Raw genomic sequence first — 22342 nt, 5'->3', positions numbered from 1 at the left:
TTTAAGCTTTCCGGTATTTATGCTGGGGCCTTCCCACCTTTCCGTACTCCACTAATTTATATATCTTTTCTTCCTTTTCCATCAGCTCTAAATATCTTCTCACAGTAACTCTGGCAATCTGAAGCATCTCAGCCAGTTTTTCTGCCGTATAATATTCTTCTCCGCCCTCCTCAATCTTTTCCCAAATGGCGTGGTACGTATACTTATTAAAGCCTTTGGTGAAATCCTCCTCATTCTGGGTCGCAATCTGACCGGATAAGTACCGGTCCAAATCCTTTTGCTCGATGACCTCACTGTTTTTAAAGCTGTCAAATCTGTCTTTATACTGCAAAAGAGCCTCTTTAAAGCGTTCAAACCGAAAAGGCTTAATCAGATAATCCACCACCCCATAGCGAAATGCCTGTTGAATCCGCTCAATGGATTTATCCGCTGTTATTAAAATGATATCCGCATCTAAGCCCTGACTACGGATCCATTTTAGAAAATCCATTCCATTTTCATTGGGAAGATAAACATCAAGAAGAATCAAATCCGGCTTTTTTGACACCATCACCTTTTTTGCCTCTTCCAAATTGGATACTCCTTTGTATAAGGAAAATCCCTCCACTCTTTTTAAGAACTTGGAGTTTATTTCCATTACCATCGGATCATCTTCCACAATCATGACTCCAATCAAGTTCTCCCCTCCTCTCCATTGGAATAGCAATGTCCCATTGTACCCCTTCTTCTGAAGTCAGACAAATTGCTCCCCCACATTCCTCTATAATCTTCTTTACAATGGATAATCCGCACCCTCTCTGACCCTCCTTGGTAGAAAAGCCCTGCTCAAATATCTTTTCCTGAAGCTCCGGCGGGATTCCCCCTCCGTTATCCTTTACCTGAATGGTCAGAAACTGTGTTTCCTCCACAATGCGGATATCGATTCTGCCTGTTCCGTCATTTTTCACCTCGTCCAGGGAATTTTCGATCAGATTCCCAATGACCGAACCAAGATCCTGAGCATTTACGCCCTCCGGCAGCTTATTTAGCCTGGAGCCTTCATCTATGGCCAGCTTAATTCTGCATTCCTCCGCCTTGTTATACTTCGCTAACAAAAGGGCTGATATGGAAGAATCCTTAATCTGGTTTGTCAATATATGGCTGACCTCAGTTCTGATTCTGGCCACATCAGAGATAAATTGCAGCGCCTCTTCATATTCCTCCAGCTGAATCAGACCTGCAATGGTATGAAGCTTATTCATGAATTCATGGTTCTGTGCCCGCAGGGACCATGCCAGTTTTTTTACTCCGGTCAGCTCTTCTGCCATCTTTCTTACTTCGGTCTTGTCACGGAAGCTGGCAATTACTCCAATCACCTGCCCTTTGTTCATGATAGGTATTCGATTGGTTAGTATCACCGTATCCTGTAACTTCTGCTCATCATCAAATTCCGCCTGCTTAGTGCTTAAAATATTCATCATACGGGTATTGGGAACCACCTCTTCCACATCCCGTCCTATGACCTGGTTCTTCATCTCATCCTTATCAAACCCAAGAATCTGCAGGGCAGAATCGTTCATGAGAGTAATACGTCCTTTCTGGTCAATGGCAACCAGACCTTCATGTATGGCATCTAAAATTCCGATTTTCTCATGATAAAGCTTTGAAATCTCATCCGGTTCCAGACCAAGGAGAATCTTTTTAATGTGATTTGCCAGTAGAAAGGCACCCACACTTCCAGCGCACAAACCGCCGAAACCAATTAAAATAATATAAAAAACAGCCAGATGCTTTGCCTCTTCAATACGCTCAATCAGGGTACCGACAGAGACAAACCCAATCTCCTGATGATTCTTATCATAAACCGGGGCAAAGGCGCGAAGAGATTTTCCTAAGGTTCCCGTTGCCTGAGAGACGTAGGTTTCCCCAAGGCGTACCACCCGGTCTTCATCTCCGCCTTCAAAGGTTTTTCCAATCATCTGAGGATTGGGATGGGAATACCGGACGCCCTTGTTATCTGCCACAGTGATATAATCCACCAGCTCCAGATTTTTAAGCTGCATATCAACATACGCGGAGATGACCTTTGTATCCTTTTTCTCCAGGGCATCCACCACTTCATTGGAATGTGCGACCAGCTCTGCCACATTCATTACATTGGTCCTTGCTTCTTTTTCAATGTTCCTGGTCATCCAGGAAGCAACAAATGAAATTATTATAGTGATTGAAACAAATACAACTGCAATGACCAGAAAAATCATCATTGTCTGCAGCTTCATTGGTTTTTTTCTATCCATCGCCCCGTAATTCCTTTCTTCCCCTATTGTACCAAATTATCTACTGCGCCACAATGATTTAAAACAGACTACAATTGATCCGGCAAACACGCACAAAAGACACTCCCGTTGGAAGCAGATTTTAAAATATCATCGTCTGCCTCCATGGGAGTATCTCACTATGTTAACGCGTTTAACCCGTTTATTTGGCTAATTCACCGCCCACACCGCTGCTTTGGGTCGCTTTCATCTGCCTATCCCTAAGCTTTTTAAATACAAAGGATACAATGAAGGGACAGGTAATGGCTGATACAACACAGGCTGCTGCTACCTGAGCCGTTGCTGCTGCCGCTACGACTGCAAGAGAAGGATCTGCCATTGCCACTGCCTCAGGTGTTGCCACCGCATTACCAGCCGTGGAGCCAGTCGCCAGACCAATGATCGGCTCTTCCCTAAACAGCTTTAACAGAATGTAAGCGCCGATTCCTGTAAAGGAAGCCACAAGACCAAGGATAATACCAGGGCCGCCAGCCTTTATAATAGTCTCCAGATTCATTCCAGCACCCAGTGGGAAGGAAAAGAATGGAATGAGTAAAAGCTTGCTGCTTCCTAAAAATGCTCTCATATCTTTATCCAGGTTTCCTAAAATCATACCGATTACAATTGGAATCATAACTGCAACTACCGCTTTTACAGGAACTACGGCAAGACCAGAGGCTCCAAGAGCAATCAGAGTAAAGAAGGGACCGTCCTTAATGGAAAGGATGGCGTAGGCTCCTACATCTGTTTCATCTCCATACTGGGATGCCAGGGAAGCATAGAGGCCGCCGTTACAATTAGTCAGTGCGGATAAAACTGCTAAGGGAGAAAGACCAAGCACACCCGCCGGACCAAATATCTTACCAACAAGAATACCAATTCCTGCTCCTACAATAAACTTACCTGTAATCAGGATTGCACCTTTTTTAATTGCCTTAGGTGCCAGTTTAAAATGGATCTGGGAACCGATTAAAAACATAAAACAAGCCAAAATGGGCTGTGAAGCGGATTTACTGAACAGGGCTGTTGTAAATCCTCCCAACTCTAAGAACTGTGGGAAAAACGTGTTTACGATAACGCCTAAGAATAAAGGAACTACCATCATACCGCCCGGAATTTTATCGAGGGTCTTTTTTATTGGAATCTGCATCATTCAATCCTCCTATTTTTCATACAAGCTTACATTCCAGTCATGGTCATCTATATTCTGGCTGCACCAGTCTCTCTGGCTGCTTTCTTCACGGCTTCTGCCACATTTTCAGATACGCTTTTATCCAGTGCATTGGGAAGAACATTTTCATCATTCAGTTCCCCATCCGGAATCATGGAAGCGATGGCATATGCTGCCGCCAGCTTCATTTCCTCGTTGATTTCCTTGGCTCTTACTTCTAAGGCACCCTTAAAGATTCCAGGGAAAGCAAGAACGTTATTTACCTGATTTGGGAAATCAGAACGTCCGGTTCCCATAACCTTTGCTCCTGCTTCTTTGGCAAGATCAGGCATGATCTCTGGAGTTGGGTTTGCCATGGCAAAGAGAATGGAATCCTTGTTCATGGAACTAACCATTTCCTTGCTCACAATACCAGGAGCCGATACACCGATAAATACATCAGCGCCCTTTAATGCAAGACTTAAATCTCCTTTTAAATGATCTGGGTTTGTGATTTTTGCAAGATCCTGTTTTGCATAATCAACGTCTTCAATTCCTTCGTATAAGATTCCAACTTTATCACAAACAATTAAATTGGAAACTCCACATACAAGTAAAAGCTTTGAGATGGCGGTACCAGCGGCTCCTGCACCATTTACCACTACTTTAACATCTTTTATATCCTTACCTACAACCTTTAAGGCATTGATAACTCCAGCCAGAACTACGATAGCGGTACCATGCTGGTCGTCGTGGAATACAGGAATATCAAGCTCCTTCTTTAACTTCTCTTCGACCTCAAAGCATCTTGGTGCGGAAATGTCTTCAAGGTTGATGCCGCCAAAGCCTGGGGCAATCATTTTTACGGCTGTTACAATTTCATCCGGTTCCTTGGTATCGAGACAAATTGGAAATGCGTTAACGCCTGCAAATTCCTTAAACAGTATGGACTTTCCTTCCATAACAGGAAGACCTGCTTTTGGTCCGATATCTCCAAGTCCTAAAACTGCAGTTCCGTCTGTGACCACTGCCACCATGTTACCTTTTGAAGTATATTTATAAACATCGTCTTCATTTTCATGGATCTTCCTGCAAGGCTCTGCAACACCAGGTGTGTAAGCCAGGCTTAAATCATCTCTTGTGACTACCTGAACCTTTGAACTGATTTCCATCTTTCCTGCATGACGTTCATGTAACTTTAAACTCTCCTCAAAATAATTCATAATAAATCCCCTTCCCTTTCAACTCGATTCTATCTTTTGTTGTTTTTGCTACAAATCGAGGATAACATAAACTTTTGATGATGGAAATATTAAGGCCATAAAGAAACATTTAAGTTCATATTGTATATTTTGTGAAATATTAAACGCTTTTTATTGTTTTTTTATCTACTTTAACCAATTAAAGTCCTTGTTCTTATACCTCCACAGAAATGAGCCAAATCCAGGAATCTACAAGATACGCACTTCATCGCCACGTTTTGACACTTACTATGGGGATAGAAAAAGGCCGCAGATTCTGGTGAGAATCCTGCGGCCTTTTGGTCTTTTACTTATTATTCTATTTTCTTACGCCTGCTTCGTCAATGTCATAGCCATCTACTTTTGTATTTCTGGCAAGGGAACCGTCTTTGTTAAAGTAATACCATTTCCCTTCGATCTCCAGCCATTTGCCAGATACCATTATGCCTTCGCTGCTAAAGTAGTATGTTTTTTCAATGCCATTGTCTGTGATATTTTTAAAACCAACCATCATTGTTTTAAGGTCGTAGTAACGCCAGTTCTGACCGTCCTTGACCCAACCGGTTTTTAAAATACCAGATGGTTCAAAGTAATATCTTACACCATCAATGGTCTGCCAGTCAGTGACTGCTTTTCCATCTTTGAAGTACATGTACTGACCACTGTCATTCTTTGCCCAGTTCTGTGCTGTGATTGGATTGATGGTCAGTTTGATGTAACGGTGAAGCATAGCGGATACTTCTGCACGGCTTTCACTTGCTTTCGGATTAAAGCTGCTTCCTTCCTTACCAATAATGACTCCAGCTTTCTGCATGGCCGTTACTGCTTCCTGATATCCGTTTTCAATCTTTGCTCCATCTGAGAAAGCAAAGGCAACGCGGGCCACTGGAAGTTCATAACCAGTTGCTTTTGCGTAGTTTGAAAGAATTACAGCTGCCTCTTCCCTGGTCACTGCCTGATCTGGAGCGAACTGATTATTTCCCTTGCCCTGAATGATTCCTTTTTCATTGGCCCATTCCATATAAGGACGGTATCCATTGTCAGCTTTTACATCGGTAAAGCTGTTTGTTCCATAAGCTTTTACATCAATGGCTGCTAATCTTCCAAGTGCTGCTGCAAGGACTCCCCTGGTAATGGCCTGATCAGGTGAAAATACGGTTTCCGTACTTCCGTTAATAAGTCCTCTGTTCACCACATAGTCAATGGAATCTTTTGCCCAGCTTCCGCTGGTATCCGTTAATTTTGTTGCCGGAGATTCATAGCCCAAGCCATATACAGAGAAATGGTTGGTCTTAAAGATCAGGCTCTTGCTGTTGCTGTCGTAAGCGGAACCTTCCACGCGGGTTGTATTTCCCTGTTCATCTACGTAAACGGCATACAGGCCACCAATGGCTTCATCGGATGCCGGTGCGTAAGGAATGCTTACAAAAACAGAACCTGCTCCAAAGTTGGATACATGTTTTGCTCCGCCCTCATAGCTTGCTTTTAAATCATAGGTAGGACGTGAGCCGATTTTATTTTTAGCTGCACCGCTAAGTGTGGAAGGATCCACTTTTTTTGCGGTAAGCTGCACGTCTGCATTTGCCTGCTTATTAATTTCCGTTACTGCTGCCAGATTGATGCCAAGTGTGATATCCGGACGGTCGATCATCAGCTCTACACTGGAAATTCTGTTACTGATTACCTGCTGTTGAATGTTCTTTGGCAGATTGACCGTAACGGCTGAGGCATCCTGACCACCTGTTGTTACATGGATGGATACTGCGATGTCACCTGCATTCACACCCTTTTTGGCTGCGATTGCTCTGGCATTTGCAATTGCGTCCGTGATGTTTTTATCTGATACACTTACTACTGCATTTCCCTTACTGTCCACTTCTGCTGCATTTTGGGCTGCGCCTGTGACTGCCTGGGTTGGTAGGGAACCATTTGTGGTTGAATTGCCGGAGTCTCTGTCAGAATCACTGCCGGAGTTTCCTCCTGTGTTACCGCCGTTATTTCCGCCGTTGTTTCCGCCGTTATCAACATCTGGCTGACCGATGGTGATAGCCAATGAATCGGAGCTTGCGCCATACAGTTCATTTTCTGCAAAACGCACCACATAGGAACCAGTAGACAGTCCTGTGATTTCTCCACGCTCATTGGTAGTTACTTCTTTGTAGGAAGCTCCGTCTTTTTTGTATTCGTATTTGGTATTGGGGGTAAGACCTGTAATCTTTCCATCGCTTCCGCCATTCGTAGTCGCATTTACGACACTTAAGTGAGCTGGTGAAGTGGTCTTCTCTCCTTTTTTCACCGTAAGGACTGCATATACCTTTGCCCCAGCCGGATGAGTTTGTGTCTTTTCTGTTGCAAGACTGATGCGGATGGTTCCTGCTTTGGTCACTGTAAGTATGCTGCCGGTGATGGTGCCTGCACCAGTGCCGCCTTCCTCAACCGCATAAATTCGATTTCCTGCGTTCTGATCCACGGTAAATAATGAAGGTAATTGTTTTAAATCTATAGAAGTTCCTTTGAACGTAACATTTGCGGAACCTCCTGTATTGTTTATGGTTCCTTGGGTTGTAATTCTAAGATCGGAAGCAATGTTATCTCCTGCAAATACATAATTAGAGGTTGTATTGCTATTATCTCTTACAATTGCTGGTTCTGTGTAATCTCCTTCCACATTTTGGAAGACTTCCATTCCATCATCTATGATTCCGTATCTTGCGCGGATGGCTGTAGCAATTCCATCCGTATCAGTGACTGAACCGCTTTTTGCATATATGCTACCACCTGTAATAGAAATACCACTATCTGAGACAATACCAAAACTCATAGAAGAAGAATCTCCTGCGGTTGCTGTGACATTACCCCCGTAGTAATAAATGCTGCCTATCGCATGGATGCCGGCACTAAAGTTCCCAATTGTGTTCCCCGCAGTAACTTGAAGGATACCAGTATTTCCTGATATTTCCATATCTCCAATACCATAGATGCCTTTGATGGCATAATCGCTGTCGGTATCTAAAACACTTATATTATTATCACTTTCCTCAGCCAAAAAGACCCTTGTTGCATTTGGAACCGTGATTCCAACACTATCAGAAGTAACTAGATTTATACCATCTAATATAAGATCGTTATGACCATAATACCATGACCAGCCTTCTGATGTGTCATCGATATCACTTCTTCTAGGATCTTTTTTAACCAACTCACCATTTGTGTTGCGGTACCAAACAATATCTGACGTTAAATCCAAAGAAATGGTTCGAACTCCAGCTTCTACGATATCAAACCTGGTCTCGTTATTGGCCGTTACGGATAACGATTTACCGCCGACCAGATTACCTGCAGGAATAACTATATTCATCACTTCCGCTGATTTTTTAATTGGTGTTCCGGTAAAACCAATGGTAACAGAAGCATCAGAATTAATGCTTTCTACCCTTGCAGTAATTCCCTTGGGCAGGTTCTGGAACCAGCTTGATACAACGTCACCTTTATTTAAGTTGTTATATCTTTCATTTTCCAGAGATACTGTTATAAAATCTTGTCCGGTGAGTGCATTGTTCGTGATACCGGATATAACTTTATTTTCCACAGTGGCTAAAGGAGCTGGTTTTTCTACGGTGAATTTCAAGTCATTGGCTTTGCTGTTATCATTTCTAAAAAAAGTATAACAATAACCAATGTATTTTAAATTTACATCTTCAACATAATCGTCATTTGCCTTCTGTAATACGGTAAGTCCTTGATTTGGAGTCAAATTTAGTAAACCAACCGCATAACCACCGCTATTTGATTTAGCATAAAGGGTTCCGCCTGTAATATTCAAGGTACTAGTCTGGATAATAAAACCGTTAGTTGCTAATGGAGCTGATACTCTTACGATACCATCTTCAATTGTCAGTACAGTCGTACGAATCCCTGTTGTACCCTCGGTACTGGTTCCCACAACAATCAATTCACCAGACCCTTTGATCGTTACTTGTGTTCCTTCAATTACATTTTGTGGTGCCATTGCCGAGCTTAAGCTTCCATCTGCCAATATAATGGTTGCGTCGTTAGGCAATTTAATACTACCATTAAGATTCAAACCATCTATGACAAGTGTTCTTGCAGGATACCCTGTGGCCTCATCTCCATATAAATACCATGACCAGCCCTCACTCGTATTTGTAATATTCTCTGTAATAGGAGATGCATATCCTATACCTCCAGATGTATCTGCATAAGACAACTCATCCTTTGTCAAATCCAGATTACTGTTACGGGGACTAACGCCGGTAATATAGAATTTGGCATTGTTATTAACCGTTACGGGTAACATACCATTTGTCAGGTAATCGGCTGGAATTGTAATATTCATTGCTTCATTTGTCTCAACAGTTGGAGTTCCGGAGAAGGCAATAGTAACGCTTTCCGGTGTAAAACTTTTCACTGTTGCAGTGAGTCCAATTGGAAGATGGCTGAACCAACTGGATACATCATCATTTTCCTGTAACTCTATCAATGAGTCATTAAGGATTGAAATTGTAATATCATTATCACCAGTAAGCATTTTTCCAGCTGTTCCAGATACGGTCTTATCTGAAATAGTTGCAGTAGGGTGTGAGGTAGTTCCATTTACAAGCATAACTGCAGTAACAGCAGTACCACCATTGTAGGTATACTTTCTTTGGATTTCGTACCAAGTGGCTTCTATGTCATAATCACCGTTTTCTGAACTTTGATAAACGGTAAAGCCCGAACCACCATCCTGCGTTAGTAAGGTATAATTATTTTCACTGCTATTATTAAATCGTATGTATACCTTAGAATCCTCCAACGTAAAGTCTGAGTTAGAATCGATTCCAATGCTTCCATAACTAGATGAACTTCCAAGTGTTACATATAATTCACCATCCCCTGCAATTGTAAGGGAATCTCCGGATATACCAACACTAAGTTCAGGGGTATATGCATAAGTATTATTTATAAAATTGCTGCTTCCATCCGCAAGAATAATGGTCGTCCCTTCAGGCACGACTAAACTTTTGAAATCTTCAGTATCTAAATTAATACCATCAAGTAAAAGGGTTTTTTCAGGATAATTGTATTCTTCAGAACCATATAAATACCAATACCATCCCTCACCTGAAATTGTGATATCTGAATCCAAGGGATTTGCTCCTGTCATTCCCCCAATGGCATTTTTAAACAGGACCATATCAGCTGTTAAATCCAGCACATTGGTTCGTTTATACCAACCGTTTCCTCTAAGCATCATATTTCCAACTGATACCGTAATGGTCGGCAAATCAACACCCGCTGCAATCACATACTCATCAGAAATTGTCGGCTGGAAAACATACTCTCCTGCCACATCAGATTCATAATCCTGCTCTGCACTCCATGTTACCGGTACGGAAATAGTTTTTTCCACTACCTGAGTTTCCTCTAAATCTGTAATATCCGCATCATCTTCATCAAAGGAATCGACTCTGATGCTATCTGCACGAAAGGCATTGCTGCTGGTTGCGTCAGGAATTTCCGATTCATTGGTTTCCTGTGGTTCCTGAGGAGCTTGAGTTTCCTGAGGTTCTTGAGGTTTCTGGGGTTCTGTTGGCTCCTGAGAGCTGCCATCCGTTGGGGTTTCCTTGGTTGGAGCTTCCACTGGCTCTTCCACGACTTCAGAAGGAGTTTCCCCGGTAGTTGTTATCTCCACGGTTGCCATTAATTTCTTAGGCAGATCAAGCTCCCTAAGCTTCGTGCCGATTGGCACGGATTGATATTCTGTTTCTTCTGCCAATGGCTCAAATGAGATGATTTCTTGTTCACTCTCTGACGGCAGAACATTCGCTGATACCGGAATCGGTATTCCGCCCAGCACCATGACCATTGATAACGCCAATGCCAAAGAACGCTGGAAAGGTCTGTGTTTTTTCATATTTTATCCTCCTTGTAAAGTTATGTAGTATTACCTGACTGGGCCTTTCACCAATCATCCCCCTTTAATAGAACTTGCCATATTATACAACACTACAATCAACGTAGAATAAACAACGAGGAGCCCAAGATAATTGAATTTGTTATGGCAAATGATTAAAACTTAATAAAAATAATAAAAAATACCCCTATTAAGGACTTTTAAATAGACTTGTCCAATATAGAGGTATTAAAAAATTTATTATATTTAATTATAAACGATTTTTAAAAATCAACAACGGCGGCGGTGCATCATCCGAAAACAGCTTCTCAATCTCCCTTCGAAGCTGCTTTTCCTTTTCTTTTCTTCCAAGCCGCATATAAAAACTCAAAAGCCGGCCGCAGGCGACCTCATGAAAAGGATCCAGCTCCAGGGCACGAAGATAGAGCTGTTCTGCTTCTTCCTCAAGCTTTAGCTGCTCTCTTTTTTCCGCTGCTTTTAGTAGATTAGTTATCATGCTTTTTTCAAGTATCTGTGCTTTTCCAAAGGACCACTCATATGTTTTCCCCTGAAACAGGCCTCCCCGGTAAAGTTCATTCAACCGTTCCAGGTCTTTTTCCGTTTTCCATGCTGAATTCTGCATCTGCTGAAACTCATATAAATCACAAAAAACTCGTTTGGAATCAAGGGAAATCTGTTTTCTGGTGGTTATGAGACAGTCCTCAAGCCCATACTGCTGCAGGGCCTTTCGGATGTAATAGACTGTGGAATTTAGATTTTTCATGGCCTTATCTAAGGTAAAGCCTTCCCACAAGGTATCTGCAATTTCATCCCGGCTGACGCTGCCCTTCCATACCAGATAGGCAAACAGCTCCTCTACCTTTGGAGACCGCCAGCTGATGGCGTGTCCGCCTTCCTCCTGTACAGAAACACGAAATCCTCCAAAACAGGTGATATAAAGACGACTGGCTTCCAGCCGCTTCAGCTTAGTAAGACGATTTATGGTTTTCGCCAAACGTTCCCTGCTGATGGGCTTAAGGAGATAATCCGATGCTTCCAGTTCAAAGGCCTCTATTGCATACTCTCCGTAACCAGTAACAAATACAACACTGGCAGAGTGTCCCCTCTCCAACAGGAGATTTGCAAATTCCAGCCCGTCCATTTCCGGCATGGTGATATCCAAAAAAACCACATCCACAGATTGCTTCTCTATGTAATTAAGTCCCTCTGCCGCTGTACCAAAGGAGCCGCAAAGAGTGATATCATCTACCTCTGCCAATAAAATGGAAAGGCGGCTGCGAGCCAGCTCTTCATCGTCTACTATGATTGCCTTCATCTATGGCTGCCCCCTCTCAAACGGCGTATTCTTCCCGGTTTCTTATCCATAGCCAGAGGCAGGCAAAAGCTAATCCTTGTGCCACGTCCGATTTCACTGCAAACGGTCAACCCTCTGTTATAAAGCATGTGAAGCCTTTGATTGATATTCCACATGCCAATACCACCTGACTTTGGTTTTTCCTCCAGCAATTCGCTGATTCTTACCGCTTCTATTCCAACGCCGTTATCCTCAATCGTAAAAACGGCCTCTTCCTGCTGACGTTTTATGGATATGGTTACAGTGCCGCCTAAAACACTATTCATAAGCCCGTGGCGAACTGCGTTCTCGACCAGAGGCTGTAAAATTAAGGGCGGAATCGGGATATTTAAGGTTTCATCGATGTCATATTCTACGTTCAGCCGATCCCCAAAACGTGTTTTCTCTATGTAAAGATATGCTTCCAGTAATTCCAGTTCTTTCCCCAGAGTGGTCATGGCGTCAATCCGCTTAAAATCAAAGCTGCGCCTTAAATACTGAGACAGCTCCACTACCACCTCTTCTGCCTTTTCCGGTGCGGTGGCACATAAAGCAGCGATGGAATTTAAGGCATTATATAGGAAATGAGGGTTAATCTGAGCTCTTAAAAAAGCGATTTCCGCTTCCTGGGTCCGCAAGACAGACGTTTGCAGCTGAGTGATTGCCGTAAGATAATGCATGGATAACAGTAAGATCATTACTACAGCAAAAATCATCATAAATACCTGGGAAAAGCCGGAATTGGCTTTTAATCCCAGAGAAAACAAAATGCAATCAAGAGAATACAGATTCACTGCCAGCACGGAAACAAACAGCAAAAGCCCTTTCCCCTCTTTTATGTATAATTGTATGGCACGAACCAGCAGCACCAAAAGGATTACAGTATTGCAGAGCATGACTACCTGGTGTATTTCATAGTAGACATGTATGGGAAGCAGAATCACCGCAATTAGATATAATCCATATAAAATGGATATGATTTTCACAGGACGCAATGGCACTAGTCCATTTTCAAACTTGTGAAATACCCACAACAGGATAATAAAATTAAAGGATAAAAAGAAATCCTTCATTTTAAACGTCAAAGTAAAGGAGATATCAGGGAAGAAAAATAATAGAGGCCGTTGATCTGATAATCCATTGCCGACTGCAAACACAAAACAGAATAAGGAAAACAGGGGTAATATATATTCCCTGATTCCTTTGATCCGGGCAACCACAAAGAATATCAGATATAAAAATGCGATGGTCCATAAAATCACAAATATTCCAAGTGCCAGCATATTGTTTTTCTGATGCTGGTACAGCATGGCATCCTCTCTGCCAAGCTCCAGAGAAACAGGAATACCGGAATTCATATATTCATAATTAGCCACCTGTACGATAATCTCAATGTTTTCACTATCATTTTGAAAGAATCCAAGCTTAGGTGTATTCCCGGATTTATAATCCTTTGCCTGGTAGGCCGGAACACCATCTGAGATTATCTCGTGTCCGTTCGCAAAGACCTTACTGGAAAAGCGGGCATTTCCCCTCTTTAGCCCCAGTACTTCGCTGTCTGGAACATGATTTAATTTGAGCCGATAGGTCCCGCAGCCAAATGCCGGAAGTTTTTTGCCGTCAATTTCCGTTCCGTTCCATAATCCTGGTACCTGCATATAAGCAGAAATTTTAGGCTGGGCTTTGGAACGGAAATCTTCCGGTGTAAGGAGTTGATTCCAATAGAATTCCCATTCTCCATCTAATCGCAGAATTTTGGTCTCTTCCATATTCCAATTGGATAAGTCAATGACTCCTTCCACTCCCCGGGGATTGCTTTCATACCGGTCTATTTGCTTTGGCATTGACAAAAAAAGCAGGGAAAAGAAAAAGAATTGAATGAGAAGGGCTGTAATGGATCGTTTCACCAAGCTGTTACCTCCAATTGAAAACATCAACGAGGCCACTGTCACTACATGCGGCCAGAAAAAAAGTATGCTTAATTATACATAAAATACCATAATCCGACAAGAAAAATTTCTTAATGATTAAAAAAACAGGGACAAAATATCAGGTCCCTGTTTTTTATATTGTATCATAGATTACCTCTCTCCATGATATTACCGTTCTTTAATCCAGACTTTTAATGTACTCAATTGCGTGTTTTCCTGCCATTCTTCCGCTATTGACTGCAAATCCAAGACTATTTCCTGGGAGCACAAATACGTAATCAGGATTACAGACAGAGTATGCATCCGTACCAGCCGCATAAAGACCTGGAATTACCTCTGCCTGCTCCGTGGTGACCTCCGTTTTTTCGTTTATTTTGATTCCTCCCATGCTGCCGTAAGCACTTGGAGCAAACTTCAGCGCATAGAATTTGTGACCATCGATGGGTTTTAAATATCTCTTTTTCTTATTAAATTCCTGATCGAGCCCTGTCTGGCATGCCTCATTATACAGTTTTAAGGTCTCTGATAATCCCTCTTTATCAATTCCAGTTTTTTCTGCCAGTTCTTCTATGGTATCTGCTACGAATAAAACGTCACTTCCGTTTCTTACATGCTCTTCCATTTCCTGATTAAAATAAGACATGTCCATGGAGGATGTTACCACATTAATCAGGTCCAGACCATCTTCTTCATACCGCTTTAAAATTTTATCATCAACGATGGAAAATACAACACGGTTTTTCTGGCGTGCAATGGCATTGACAGAGAATACAGGATTCTCCACCACCTCTTCATTATAAAAACGTTTGCCATCAAGATTTACAAACAGGTTTGGCTGACGGAAGGGAAGCTCAATGGGTGCGTATCCGCCTGTATTAGGCGCAAAGAATACCAGCTCCATATCCATGTAATCTTTACCTGCACCAGCATCCCAGGCCATCTGAATGCCGTCTCCTGTCAGTCCTGGTATCCGATAGGAATAGAGATCTTTTCCCCATTCATAAGGAGTGTATTTCTTAATGAATTCAGGACTGTCACCAAATCCACCGGATGAAATAATAACGGCACCGGCATATACCTCCAGCTCTCCATCCTTATCACTGGCAGTTACACCGATGATATCCCCATTGTCTTTGATGAGATTCTTTACTGGAGTTTCCAGCATAATCGTAACTCCAAGCTCTTCTGCCCGCTCTGTCATTGCCTTAATCATGGTTGCAGCTGCACGAAGCCCTGGATTTCCAGTTTTCGGTTTGATGATGTGCCATGTAGCTTCTGAGCCAGGAAAGTATTTGGATGGCAATGCAAATTCAACGCCCATATCCTGAAGCCATTCGATGGTCTCTGAAGACTGGTAAATATAATTTTTCACAAGCCTTGCGTCAGATCTCCAGTGTGTATAATCCATGAATTTCTCAAACGCCCGTTCCCTTGTTAGATCAATCAGACGTTCCTTTTGAAGCTTTGTCTCCACACCGAGAAGCCCCATTGCCATATTGGCACATCCTCCTGTGGTATTGGCCTTCTCAAGTACAATAACCTTTGCCCCTCTTTCTGCTGCTGTGATTGCTGCTGCAAGTCCTGCCGCCCCACCGCCTACTACGGCGATATCTGCATCGAATTCTCTCATGATACTTCCTCCTGTTTTTGATTTATTCGCTTCTTCTACGTCTTCTTTGAGACATTAAGCTGCCTTGACTGGAATCGGAAGGAGTACTTCCCACTGGCACCGGTATGGTTGGAAGATTGGGCACAGAAGTACTCGATTTTAATATGGCACCGGATTCACAGGTCAGTTCACAGTCCCCGCATTTTGTGCAGGAGGCTGAGTCAATGATGTGGATCAGTCCGTTGCTGCCCTTTATGGATTCTGCTTTGCATGCCTTTGCGCATTGATTGCATCCAGTACAGGCTTCCGGTGATATATAATAAGTAATGAAATTTTTACAGACCAGAGCGTCACAACGCTTTCTCTTAATATGGCGCTCGAACTGCTCTCTTTCACTTTCTATGATATCTTTTGCTATTTTTCCCACTTCCCTGCCAAAATCACAGCCTGAGCCTATGGACATATCCTGGGATATTTCACTTATTACGTCTATATCTCCCTCCCGTCCACCTCCCTGGGTAATGGATTCAGTGAGAACGGAAAGCTGCAGAATCCCCTCCCTGCAGATGACACATTCCCCACAGCTTTTGCGGCGAAGGGAGTCAGAAAGGGCCTTTAGCCGATCCACCGGACAAGGACTCTTTGCTTCTTTTTCATATACATTTGATATAAAGTCTTTAATCTCATCCACAGACTTTTCTTTCCATTGTTCTCTTTCTTTTAATACCATAATCCGCCCTCCTTCTCCTACTTGATTTTGTAATGTACCCAAAGCTTGGGCCTTGTGATCTGGGTTCTTAAATCACATTGCAGACATCTTCCGGCTTCCCCACATGCGGCTGATTCCTTAAAGCACGAATCCACGCAGCCATGTCGTTCGGTCTTTAAAAAGCCTTCCGATCTTCCCAGAAATGGATCTGGTGCCACGTCATTTGCCAGCTTATCTTCAATATCCCAATCCCCATTTAATTCCTGACCAATGACAGAAGCAGCCTTACGGCCTGCTGCTATGGCCTGTACCACGGAATGGGTTCCATAAACGGCGTCTCCGGCAGCAAACAAATCCTCTCTGCCTTTTACTCTGATTTCGTCATCCGTATCAATGAGATTACCTTTCTTTACCGGAACCTCCCATTGCTTTGGCAGCTCTGGTTTTTGTCCGGCAGCAAAGATAATGGTATCTGCTTTTATCACATGCTCTGAATCGGGTTTTACTTCTAACTGTAATTTCCTGTTTTCATCAAAGGTAAAGGAAGAGACCTCCTGACACTTAACCCCTGTGCCCTTATTTTCCGAACCTTCGATTGACAGAAAGGTTCTTCCATTCATCAGCCTGATTCCTTCTTTTAGTCCTTCTGAAATCTCTTCCTCACTGGCAGTCATGGCTTCCCTGCTTTCCAGACATGCGATTACCACGTCCTTAGCTCCCAGGCGCAAGGCTTGTCTGGCGCAGTCAAATGCAACATTTCCGCCTCCAAGAACAACTACTTTTTCTCCCACAGACTCTGAGTTTCCTAAGGATGCTCTTTCTAAGAACTCAATATTTTCATAGACGTTGCTGTAATCAGCTCCTTCTATGGGCAGCCGGTTTCCCTTACCGGCCCCAACCGCCAGTAATATTTTATCAAAGCCCTTGTTTTTCAAATCCTCTAAGGATTCTATCTTTGTATTGGTTAAAATGGTGACTCCTGCCCGTTCTATTTCAAGAATCTCTGCCTGGACAGCTTCTCTGGGAAGCCGGTAATCTGGAATTCCTGTAGACAGCATTCCTCCTGCTACCGGTGATCTCTCAAAGACAGTGACCTCATGGCCCAGCTTTGTTAAATAATACGCAGCGGTGAGCCCCGCAGGACCGCTTCCTATCACTGCTACCCGTTTTCCTGTTTTGGGCTTATAGGTCACGTGCTCTTTCCAAAGCCCTTCATCCTTTGCTGCTGCAAATTTCTTAAGCTCTCGGATGGACAGGGACTGGTTGATTTCCTTTCGCCTGCATGCGCTTTCGCAAAATGCCATACACACATATCCCAGGGAATGAGGAAAGGGTGCCTTTTCTCTGATGGTGGCAATGGCATCCTGATATCTTCCTTCCTTGATGGCGCGAACGTATTTTGGTACATCCGTATGAATGGGGCATTCTGCCTTACAAGGAATCAGTTCAAGGTCCCGGTTCAGATTCGGCTTAAAAACTCCTTCCTTATCCTGCAAGGCTCCCGTTGGACACACCTCTACACATGCCCCGCAAAAACGGCAGTTCTCTTCTGCCATGGTGTGGTGATTTTTAACGTCCACCATGACTCTGTCATCTTCTGTCATCTCATAATTTAATACATCAACACCACGTAGCTCCTTACAGGCTCTTACACAGCGGCCACAGGATACACAGCGGTTCAAGTCACGGACAAACAGTGGATTTTCCGTATTTACCGGCACACTGTTTAATGTTCTTCGAAGCCTTGAGGTACTGACCTCCAAATATTGGATCAGGGACTGCAATTCGCACTTTAGATATTTGGGACAGGTGGTGCAGTCATCCACATGATTTGCCAGCATCAGTTCCATGGAAAGACGGCGCATGGCATTTAATTTCTCTGTCTTTGTATGTATCACCATTCCATCTTCCACCTGAGTGGTACACGATGTTTTGATTTCATCCCGGCCTTCAATCTCCACCACGCAAAGCCTGCATTCCCCTGCATCCGGCAGATCGGGATGATGACACAGGTGCGGTATATATAAATCTGCTTCCAAAGCTGCGCTTAGTATGCTTTTTCCTGAATCAACCTCCAAAGAATATCCATCAATCGTAATTGACACCTTTTCCATTAAAGCCCTCCGTTCTCTTCGTTCCATTTAACAAAATAACTCTTATTGACTCTTTTTATTAATAATCTATAATAGACTATATGGTCTGCCATAGGGGCAGAGTCAACCAGAAAGTGTGAAAAAAATGACAAAACTATATTCGATTGGGGAAGTATCACGTATTTTAAATATTCCGATAAAGGCACTTCGGAATTATGATCAGATCAACTTGCTGAAACCCTCTCAAACAGACGCTTTCACCAAGTACCGTTACTATAGCTATGATCAGTTTTTTATTATTGACGTAATCCGTTATTTAAACAAAACACTTAACGTTCCACTGGAAGATATTAAAATTTTAATCCAGGAAGGCAACGGAATTGACAAATTGTTAACGATTTTAGAGTCTCATCAGAGCCAGCTGGATCAAAAAATCAGTGACCTGGAATATTCCAGAAAAGTGACCGGCAGTCTCATTACTGATTTGAAGCACCGAATGAAATATCCGGAAAAAATCGAAATATTTGAACAGTATCTCCTTACCAGAAATCTGTATTATAATGAACTGAATGTTTCCATCTATGATCTGGATAAACATGTAAGCCGCAATACCATGGATGGCTTTAATAAAAGCAACAGTGAAACAAATATCATGTGTACTTATTATTATATTCCAGAGCTGCATGCAGACAATCACCTTCAGGTGAAAGGGTTTGGTATCTTTTCCGATCAGAAAATACCAGGACTGTCATGCAGAATTCTTCCCGAGGGCCGGTATCTGACGAAACGCTTTTTATATTCTGAGGAAAATCTGGTACTTGCGTTCAATGAGATGAGTGAATATGCAAAGGAACGGAATATCCGCATTGATAATCACGCATACCTGGTCTCTAGAATGGTAAACGTATCCGCAGCTTCCAAGTACAATTACTATATGGATTTGCAGCTGCTGCATTTGTTAAATGAAAATGAGTAAAAAATATGACCGGAATGAAAAAACCTCTTTCATTACTGAAAAAAGCTTTTTCATTCCGGTCATCATGGCAGACTTCACTCGCCCCTGATATCAGGAAACAATCAGGTACTGTCTTGGATCAAAGCCCAAGGTTTGAAATTCAGAGCACAAATAATCGATGCGCAACGGCGTGATTTTAATCAGGTATAAGGCAGTGGACAATTTTTTTAGGTTCTCCGGCGGAATCATTTTATATGCCAGTAAATCCATGTATTCCGCCGTCCATGGCTCTACAAGCTCTGCTGTGCCTGTGACCTGCATTCCTCCCAGCTGGCCAAAACCAGTATAGCTGTTAAAAATGGCAAGGCAAACATTATGATTTCCCTCCAGCCCCCGAAATTTAAGCCCCCCTTCAGAAAACAGCCAGAATTTCTTATCCTTAAATTCGTACTCAATGGGAGTACAGCGTACAAAATCGTTACAGCCCGTAGAGAGCGCACAGGTGTTGTGGGCCTTTATAAATGATTCCATATGCTGCCATAGAGTAATCTCATCCATTCGGACGGACTCTTTCTCTTTTTCCAGCCAATAGCTGGCAGCTTTCTTATAATCCATAAAAAATCCTCCTTTGATTTCGTCCAGTAACCACCTGCAAGTAACTATATTACTTCATTGTATGTATTTACTTTTCTTGTCATGTGCTCAATAATATAGGAAAAGACGAAGTAAGAAAGGTGATGCTTATGAAAACACTCGTAATTCTAGCACATCCCAATATGGAACATTCCAGAGTGAACAAAAGATGGAGGCAGGAACTGCTATTAAATCCCGATGAGGTGACCGTTCATGAATTGTATCAGGAATATCCTGATTGGAACATTGATGTATCTAAGGAACAGAAACTGCTTGAGACCCATCAATGCATCATTCTCCAGTTTCCATTGTACTGGTATAGCTATCCCCCATTGTTAAAGAAATGGCTTGATGACGTATTGACCCGTGGATGGGCTTATGGTTCTATGGGCAATGCGCTCCATGGTAAGAAATTTGGCATAGCAATCTCGATTGGGAATAAAAAGGAGAATTACTCACAAAATGGTTCCATTACATTTACTGTAGATGAGATTATCGCTCCTTTTAAAGCAACTACAATTTATATTGGAGCTACTGCATTGCCGCACTTTTCATTCTTTGGAGCATCCTTTCAAGTCACTGATGAGGAAATTGAACAGAGCGCTAAAGATTATATGGATTATATAAGGAAATATAATTTTCTATCCATGATAGAATCAAAACCAGAGATATTCCGTAAGCTGTAGAAAAGAGCTTGACGCCCAATGATTAAAATCAGTGGACGTCAAGCTCCTTTTTATAGAGGTCCTTCGCTTTAACGGACCAATATCCATATAAAATTGCCATAAAGAAAAAGAGTATCATTGGCGCAACCCTTAAAATTACAAAGGGTGTTTCAAAGAGAAATGCCTTCCAAAATAAGGAACCAGGCATATCCCAAAGCCCGGGAGTAAAATACCAGCTTTTCACATTCCAAATTTTCCAGTTATCTGAATTTAATACAAAAAGCCAGGTAATCATTAACATCAGGGACGCAAAGCATTGGGAGGAATACCGTTTGTACCGTCCTGCTTTCGATTCTTTATCTGAAAATATATCATCTGTCTGTGCTCTCCCTGGTATGGGAAGAAAGTATTGGGAACCGGAATGACGGGTGCCGTAAACATGTTCCCAGCCTGCATCCTCAAACAGAGCACAATAGTCTTCAAACTGCTTTTTGCTGGAAAATGTACGGTAATCAATTCTGTAACACAGACTTTGTGGTGCCTCTTCCCGAAATGTATATACGCCAAGTGAATTGTATTTTTCCAAATAATATCCCTGTAGGGCCATTTCATTTAAAAACTTTTCTTCATTTACAAAGTCTGGAATAATTTTAAATTTTTTCATCGTTCCTTGCCTCCAAGCTCTATTCCTTCTGATATTTGAATCAGGTGTCTTAACCGCTCAATTTCAAGCTTTAGTAACTCCTTCCCTTCTGGGGTCAGAGTGTATACTCTGCGGCGTTTGTCTTCGCTTTTCACTTCGATAATCAGCTTCTGTTTTAATAGATTTTCTATCGCTCCGTAAAGTGTTCCAGCAGCTACCTTTACTTTGTTTTCGCTTAATAACTCAACATTCTGCATGATGGCATATCCATGGGACGGAGTTGCCAGAGACAGCATAATGTAAAATGTCGTTTCTGTGAGAGGTAACAGCTTGTTATAATTCATTATCGTTCTCCTTTATATCGTATCACTTTATATCGTTTGCATTTATACAGTTTAACTGTACATTTTGATTATATATCGTCCAACTGTATAAGTCAAGTAAAAAATAAAAATGATATCTGTCTTCCGATATAGTGTTAAGACATAGTGATCCGAAATAATTCTACCAGACTATTGGCAATTGACAGAAGTGGTAATATATGATATTGTGTTTTTACTTACTAGTAGGTAAGTTTTGTAAAAAGGAGCGTGAAATAATTATGGCTGGTAAAAAAGATGATATTGTATCTTTGTCTATGCGGCTCATTAAAACAAAAGGATTTTTGTCTTTGAGCTATGATGATATTTCTAAAGATTTGGGCATCACAAAGGCTGCGGTGCATTATTACTTTGAGAAGAAAGAAGATTTGGGTGTCGCGGTCTGTGAGAAAATACAAGCTGGTTTATTGGAAAGCTATGAACATACTTTAGAGCAGATGACCAATAACAAGGAGAAGCCCTGGTTGTTTATTAAAAATAGAATTGATAAGATAATGCCCGATGAAATATGCCCTATCTCAAGTTTGCAAAGTGACTATGAATACTTACCAGAAAGTATGAAAACGATTTTGGAAGAAATCAGTAAAAATGAAATTGAGCTGTGGGCAGCTCTGGTAAGAAAGTATAACCCCAACCTGGATAACGATGACATTGCAAGAACGATACTTTTGAGTGTGAAAGGCGCTCTTCAATACAGAAGGGTTCTAAATGACAGTTCCTTCGAAAAAATGATTTCATCAATCCAAGCGCAATTCAACAAGGCGTTAAGTACGCAAGGAGGCAGCTAAC

16 protein-coding genes are annotated in these 22342 nt (G+C 42.2%); 3 read left to right on the top strand and 13 right to left on the bottom strand.

The annotated features are described in order from the left end of the window. Window position 1 precedes the first annotated feature (1 nt). From T546_RS0110825 to T546_RS0110780, 10 genes are all read right to left on the bottom strand, one after another. Window positions 2-676 carry a response regulator gene (locus T546_RS0110825; protein ID WP_026891629.1) on the bottom strand — a complete coding sequence of 225 codons (675 nt, stop codon included), beginning with the start codon at window positions 674-676 and terminating at the stop codon, window positions 2-4. Further along, window positions 648-2276, bottom strand: coding sequence for an ATP-binding protein (locus T546_RS0110820; RefSeq protein ID WP_051629758.1), 1629 nt, complete (start codon window positions 2274-2276; stop codon window positions 648-650). Before T546_RS0110820 ends, T546_RS0110825 begins: the two co-directional genes overlap by 29 nt. A gap of 181 nt (window positions 2277-2457) precedes the next feature. Next, window positions 2458-3447, bottom strand: coding sequence for a 2-keto-3-deoxygluconate permease (locus T546_RS0110815; RefSeq protein WP_330371913.1), 990 nt, complete (start codon window positions 3445-3447; stop codon window positions 2458-2460). 47 nt (window positions 3448-3494) lie between these two features. Continuing rightward, window positions 3495-4667: an NAD(P)-dependent malic enzyme gene (locus T546_RS0110810; protein WP_026891626.1), complete on the bottom strand. Its 1173-nt coding sequence runs from the start codon at window positions 4665-4667 to the stop codon at window positions 3495-3497. Between the two features lie 337 nt (window positions 4668-5004). Then, window positions 5005-10602, bottom strand: a complete 5598-nt coding sequence (locus T546_RS24625; protein WP_026891625.1) for an S-layer homology domain-containing protein — start codon at window positions 10600-10602, stop codon at window positions 5005-5007. Window positions 10603-10852: 250 nt separating this feature from the next. Beyond that, window positions 10853-11917 carry a response regulator gene (locus T546_RS23360; RefSeq protein WP_051629757.1) on the bottom strand — a complete coding sequence of 355 codons (1065 nt, stop codon included), beginning with the start codon at window positions 11915-11917 and terminating at the stop codon, window positions 10853-10855. Further along, window positions 11914-13842: a sensor histidine kinase gene (locus tag T546_RS23355; protein ID WP_242842225.1), complete on the bottom strand. Its 1929-nt coding sequence runs from the start codon at window positions 13840-13842 to the stop codon at window positions 11914-11916. The genes T546_RS23360 and T546_RS23355 overlap by 4 nt, the downstream gene beginning before the upstream one ends. A 202-nt stretch (window positions 13843-14044) precedes the next feature. Then, window positions 14045-15496 carry an FAD-dependent oxidoreductase gene (locus tag T546_RS0110790; RefSeq protein ID WP_026891624.1) on the bottom strand — a complete coding sequence of 484 codons (1452 nt, stop codon included), beginning with the start codon at window positions 15494-15496 and terminating at the stop codon, window positions 14045-14047. A gap of 22 nt (window positions 15497-15518) precedes the next feature. Then, window positions 15519-16205, bottom strand: a complete 687-nt coding sequence (locus T546_RS23350) for an NADH-ubiquinone oxidoreductase-F iron-sulfur binding region domain-containing protein (RefSeq protein WP_051629756.1) — start codon at window positions 16203-16205, stop codon at window positions 15519-15521. Between the two features lie 17 nt (window positions 16206-16222). After that, entirely contained in the window at window positions 16223-18298 is a 2076-nt protein-coding gene (locus T546_RS0110780) for an FAD-dependent oxidoreductase (RefSeq protein WP_026891623.1), read from the bottom strand. 124 nt (window positions 18299-18422) lie between these two features. On the opposite strand from T546_RS0110780, the gene T546_RS0110775 reads away from it, so the two are divergent. Beyond that, window positions 18423-19253, top strand: a complete 831-nt coding sequence (locus tag T546_RS0110775; RefSeq protein WP_026891622.1) for a MerR family transcriptional regulator — start codon at window positions 18423-18425, stop codon at window positions 19251-19253. A 90-nt stretch (window positions 19254-19343) separates the two neighbouring features. On the opposite strand, the gene T546_RS0110770 is transcribed toward T546_RS0110775, so the two are convergent. Further along, window positions 19344-19847 (bottom strand): pyridoxamine 5'-phosphate oxidase family protein, encoded by a 504-nt coding sequence (locus tag T546_RS0110770; RefSeq protein ID WP_026891621.1) that lies wholly within the window; start codon window positions 19845-19847, stop codon window positions 19344-19346. Between the two features lie 128 nt (window positions 19848-19975). On the opposite strand from T546_RS0110770, the gene T546_RS23345 reads away from it, so the two are divergent. Next, window positions 19976-20551 carry an NAD(P)H-dependent oxidoreductase gene (locus T546_RS23345; RefSeq protein ID WP_051629754.1) on the top strand — a complete coding sequence of 192 codons (576 nt, stop codon included), beginning with the start codon at window positions 19976-19978 and terminating at the stop codon, window positions 20549-20551. A gap of 28 nt (window positions 20552-20579) precedes the next feature. Here the strand turns inward: T546_RS23345 and T546_RS0110760 are convergent, their stop codons facing one another. Together T546_RS0110760 and T546_RS0110755 are read right to left on the bottom strand one after the other, a co-directional pair. Then, window positions 20580-21194 carry a DUF2812 domain-containing protein gene (locus T546_RS0110760; protein ID WP_026891620.1) on the bottom strand — a complete coding sequence of 205 codons (615 nt, stop codon included), beginning with the start codon at window positions 21192-21194 and terminating at the stop codon, window positions 20580-20582. Beyond that, window positions 21191-21517, bottom strand: a complete 327-nt coding sequence (locus T546_RS0110755; protein WP_026891619.1) for a PadR family transcriptional regulator — start codon at window positions 21515-21517, stop codon at window positions 21191-21193. Before T546_RS0110755 ends, T546_RS0110760 begins: the two co-directional genes overlap by 4 nt. A gap of 257 nt (window positions 21518-21774) precedes the next feature. Here T546_RS0110755 and T546_RS0110750 point away from each other — a divergent pair, with 257 nt between their 5' ends. Beyond that, a complete protein-coding gene (locus T546_RS0110750) occupies window positions 21775-22341 on the top strand; it encodes a TetR/AcrR family transcriptional regulator (RefSeq protein WP_026891618.1) in 567 nt (188 codons plus the stop codon). Window position 22342: the final 1 nt, after the last annotated feature.

The sequence above is a fragment of the [Clostridium] aerotolerans DSM 5434 genome (assembly GCF_000687555.1).
GTDB lineage: Bacteria > Bacillota > Clostridia > Lachnospirales > Lachnospiraceae > Lacrimispora > Lacrimispora aerotolerans.
Note: the sequence above shows the minus strand (reverse complement) of the source record. Positions and strands in the feature narration are given on the sequence as shown.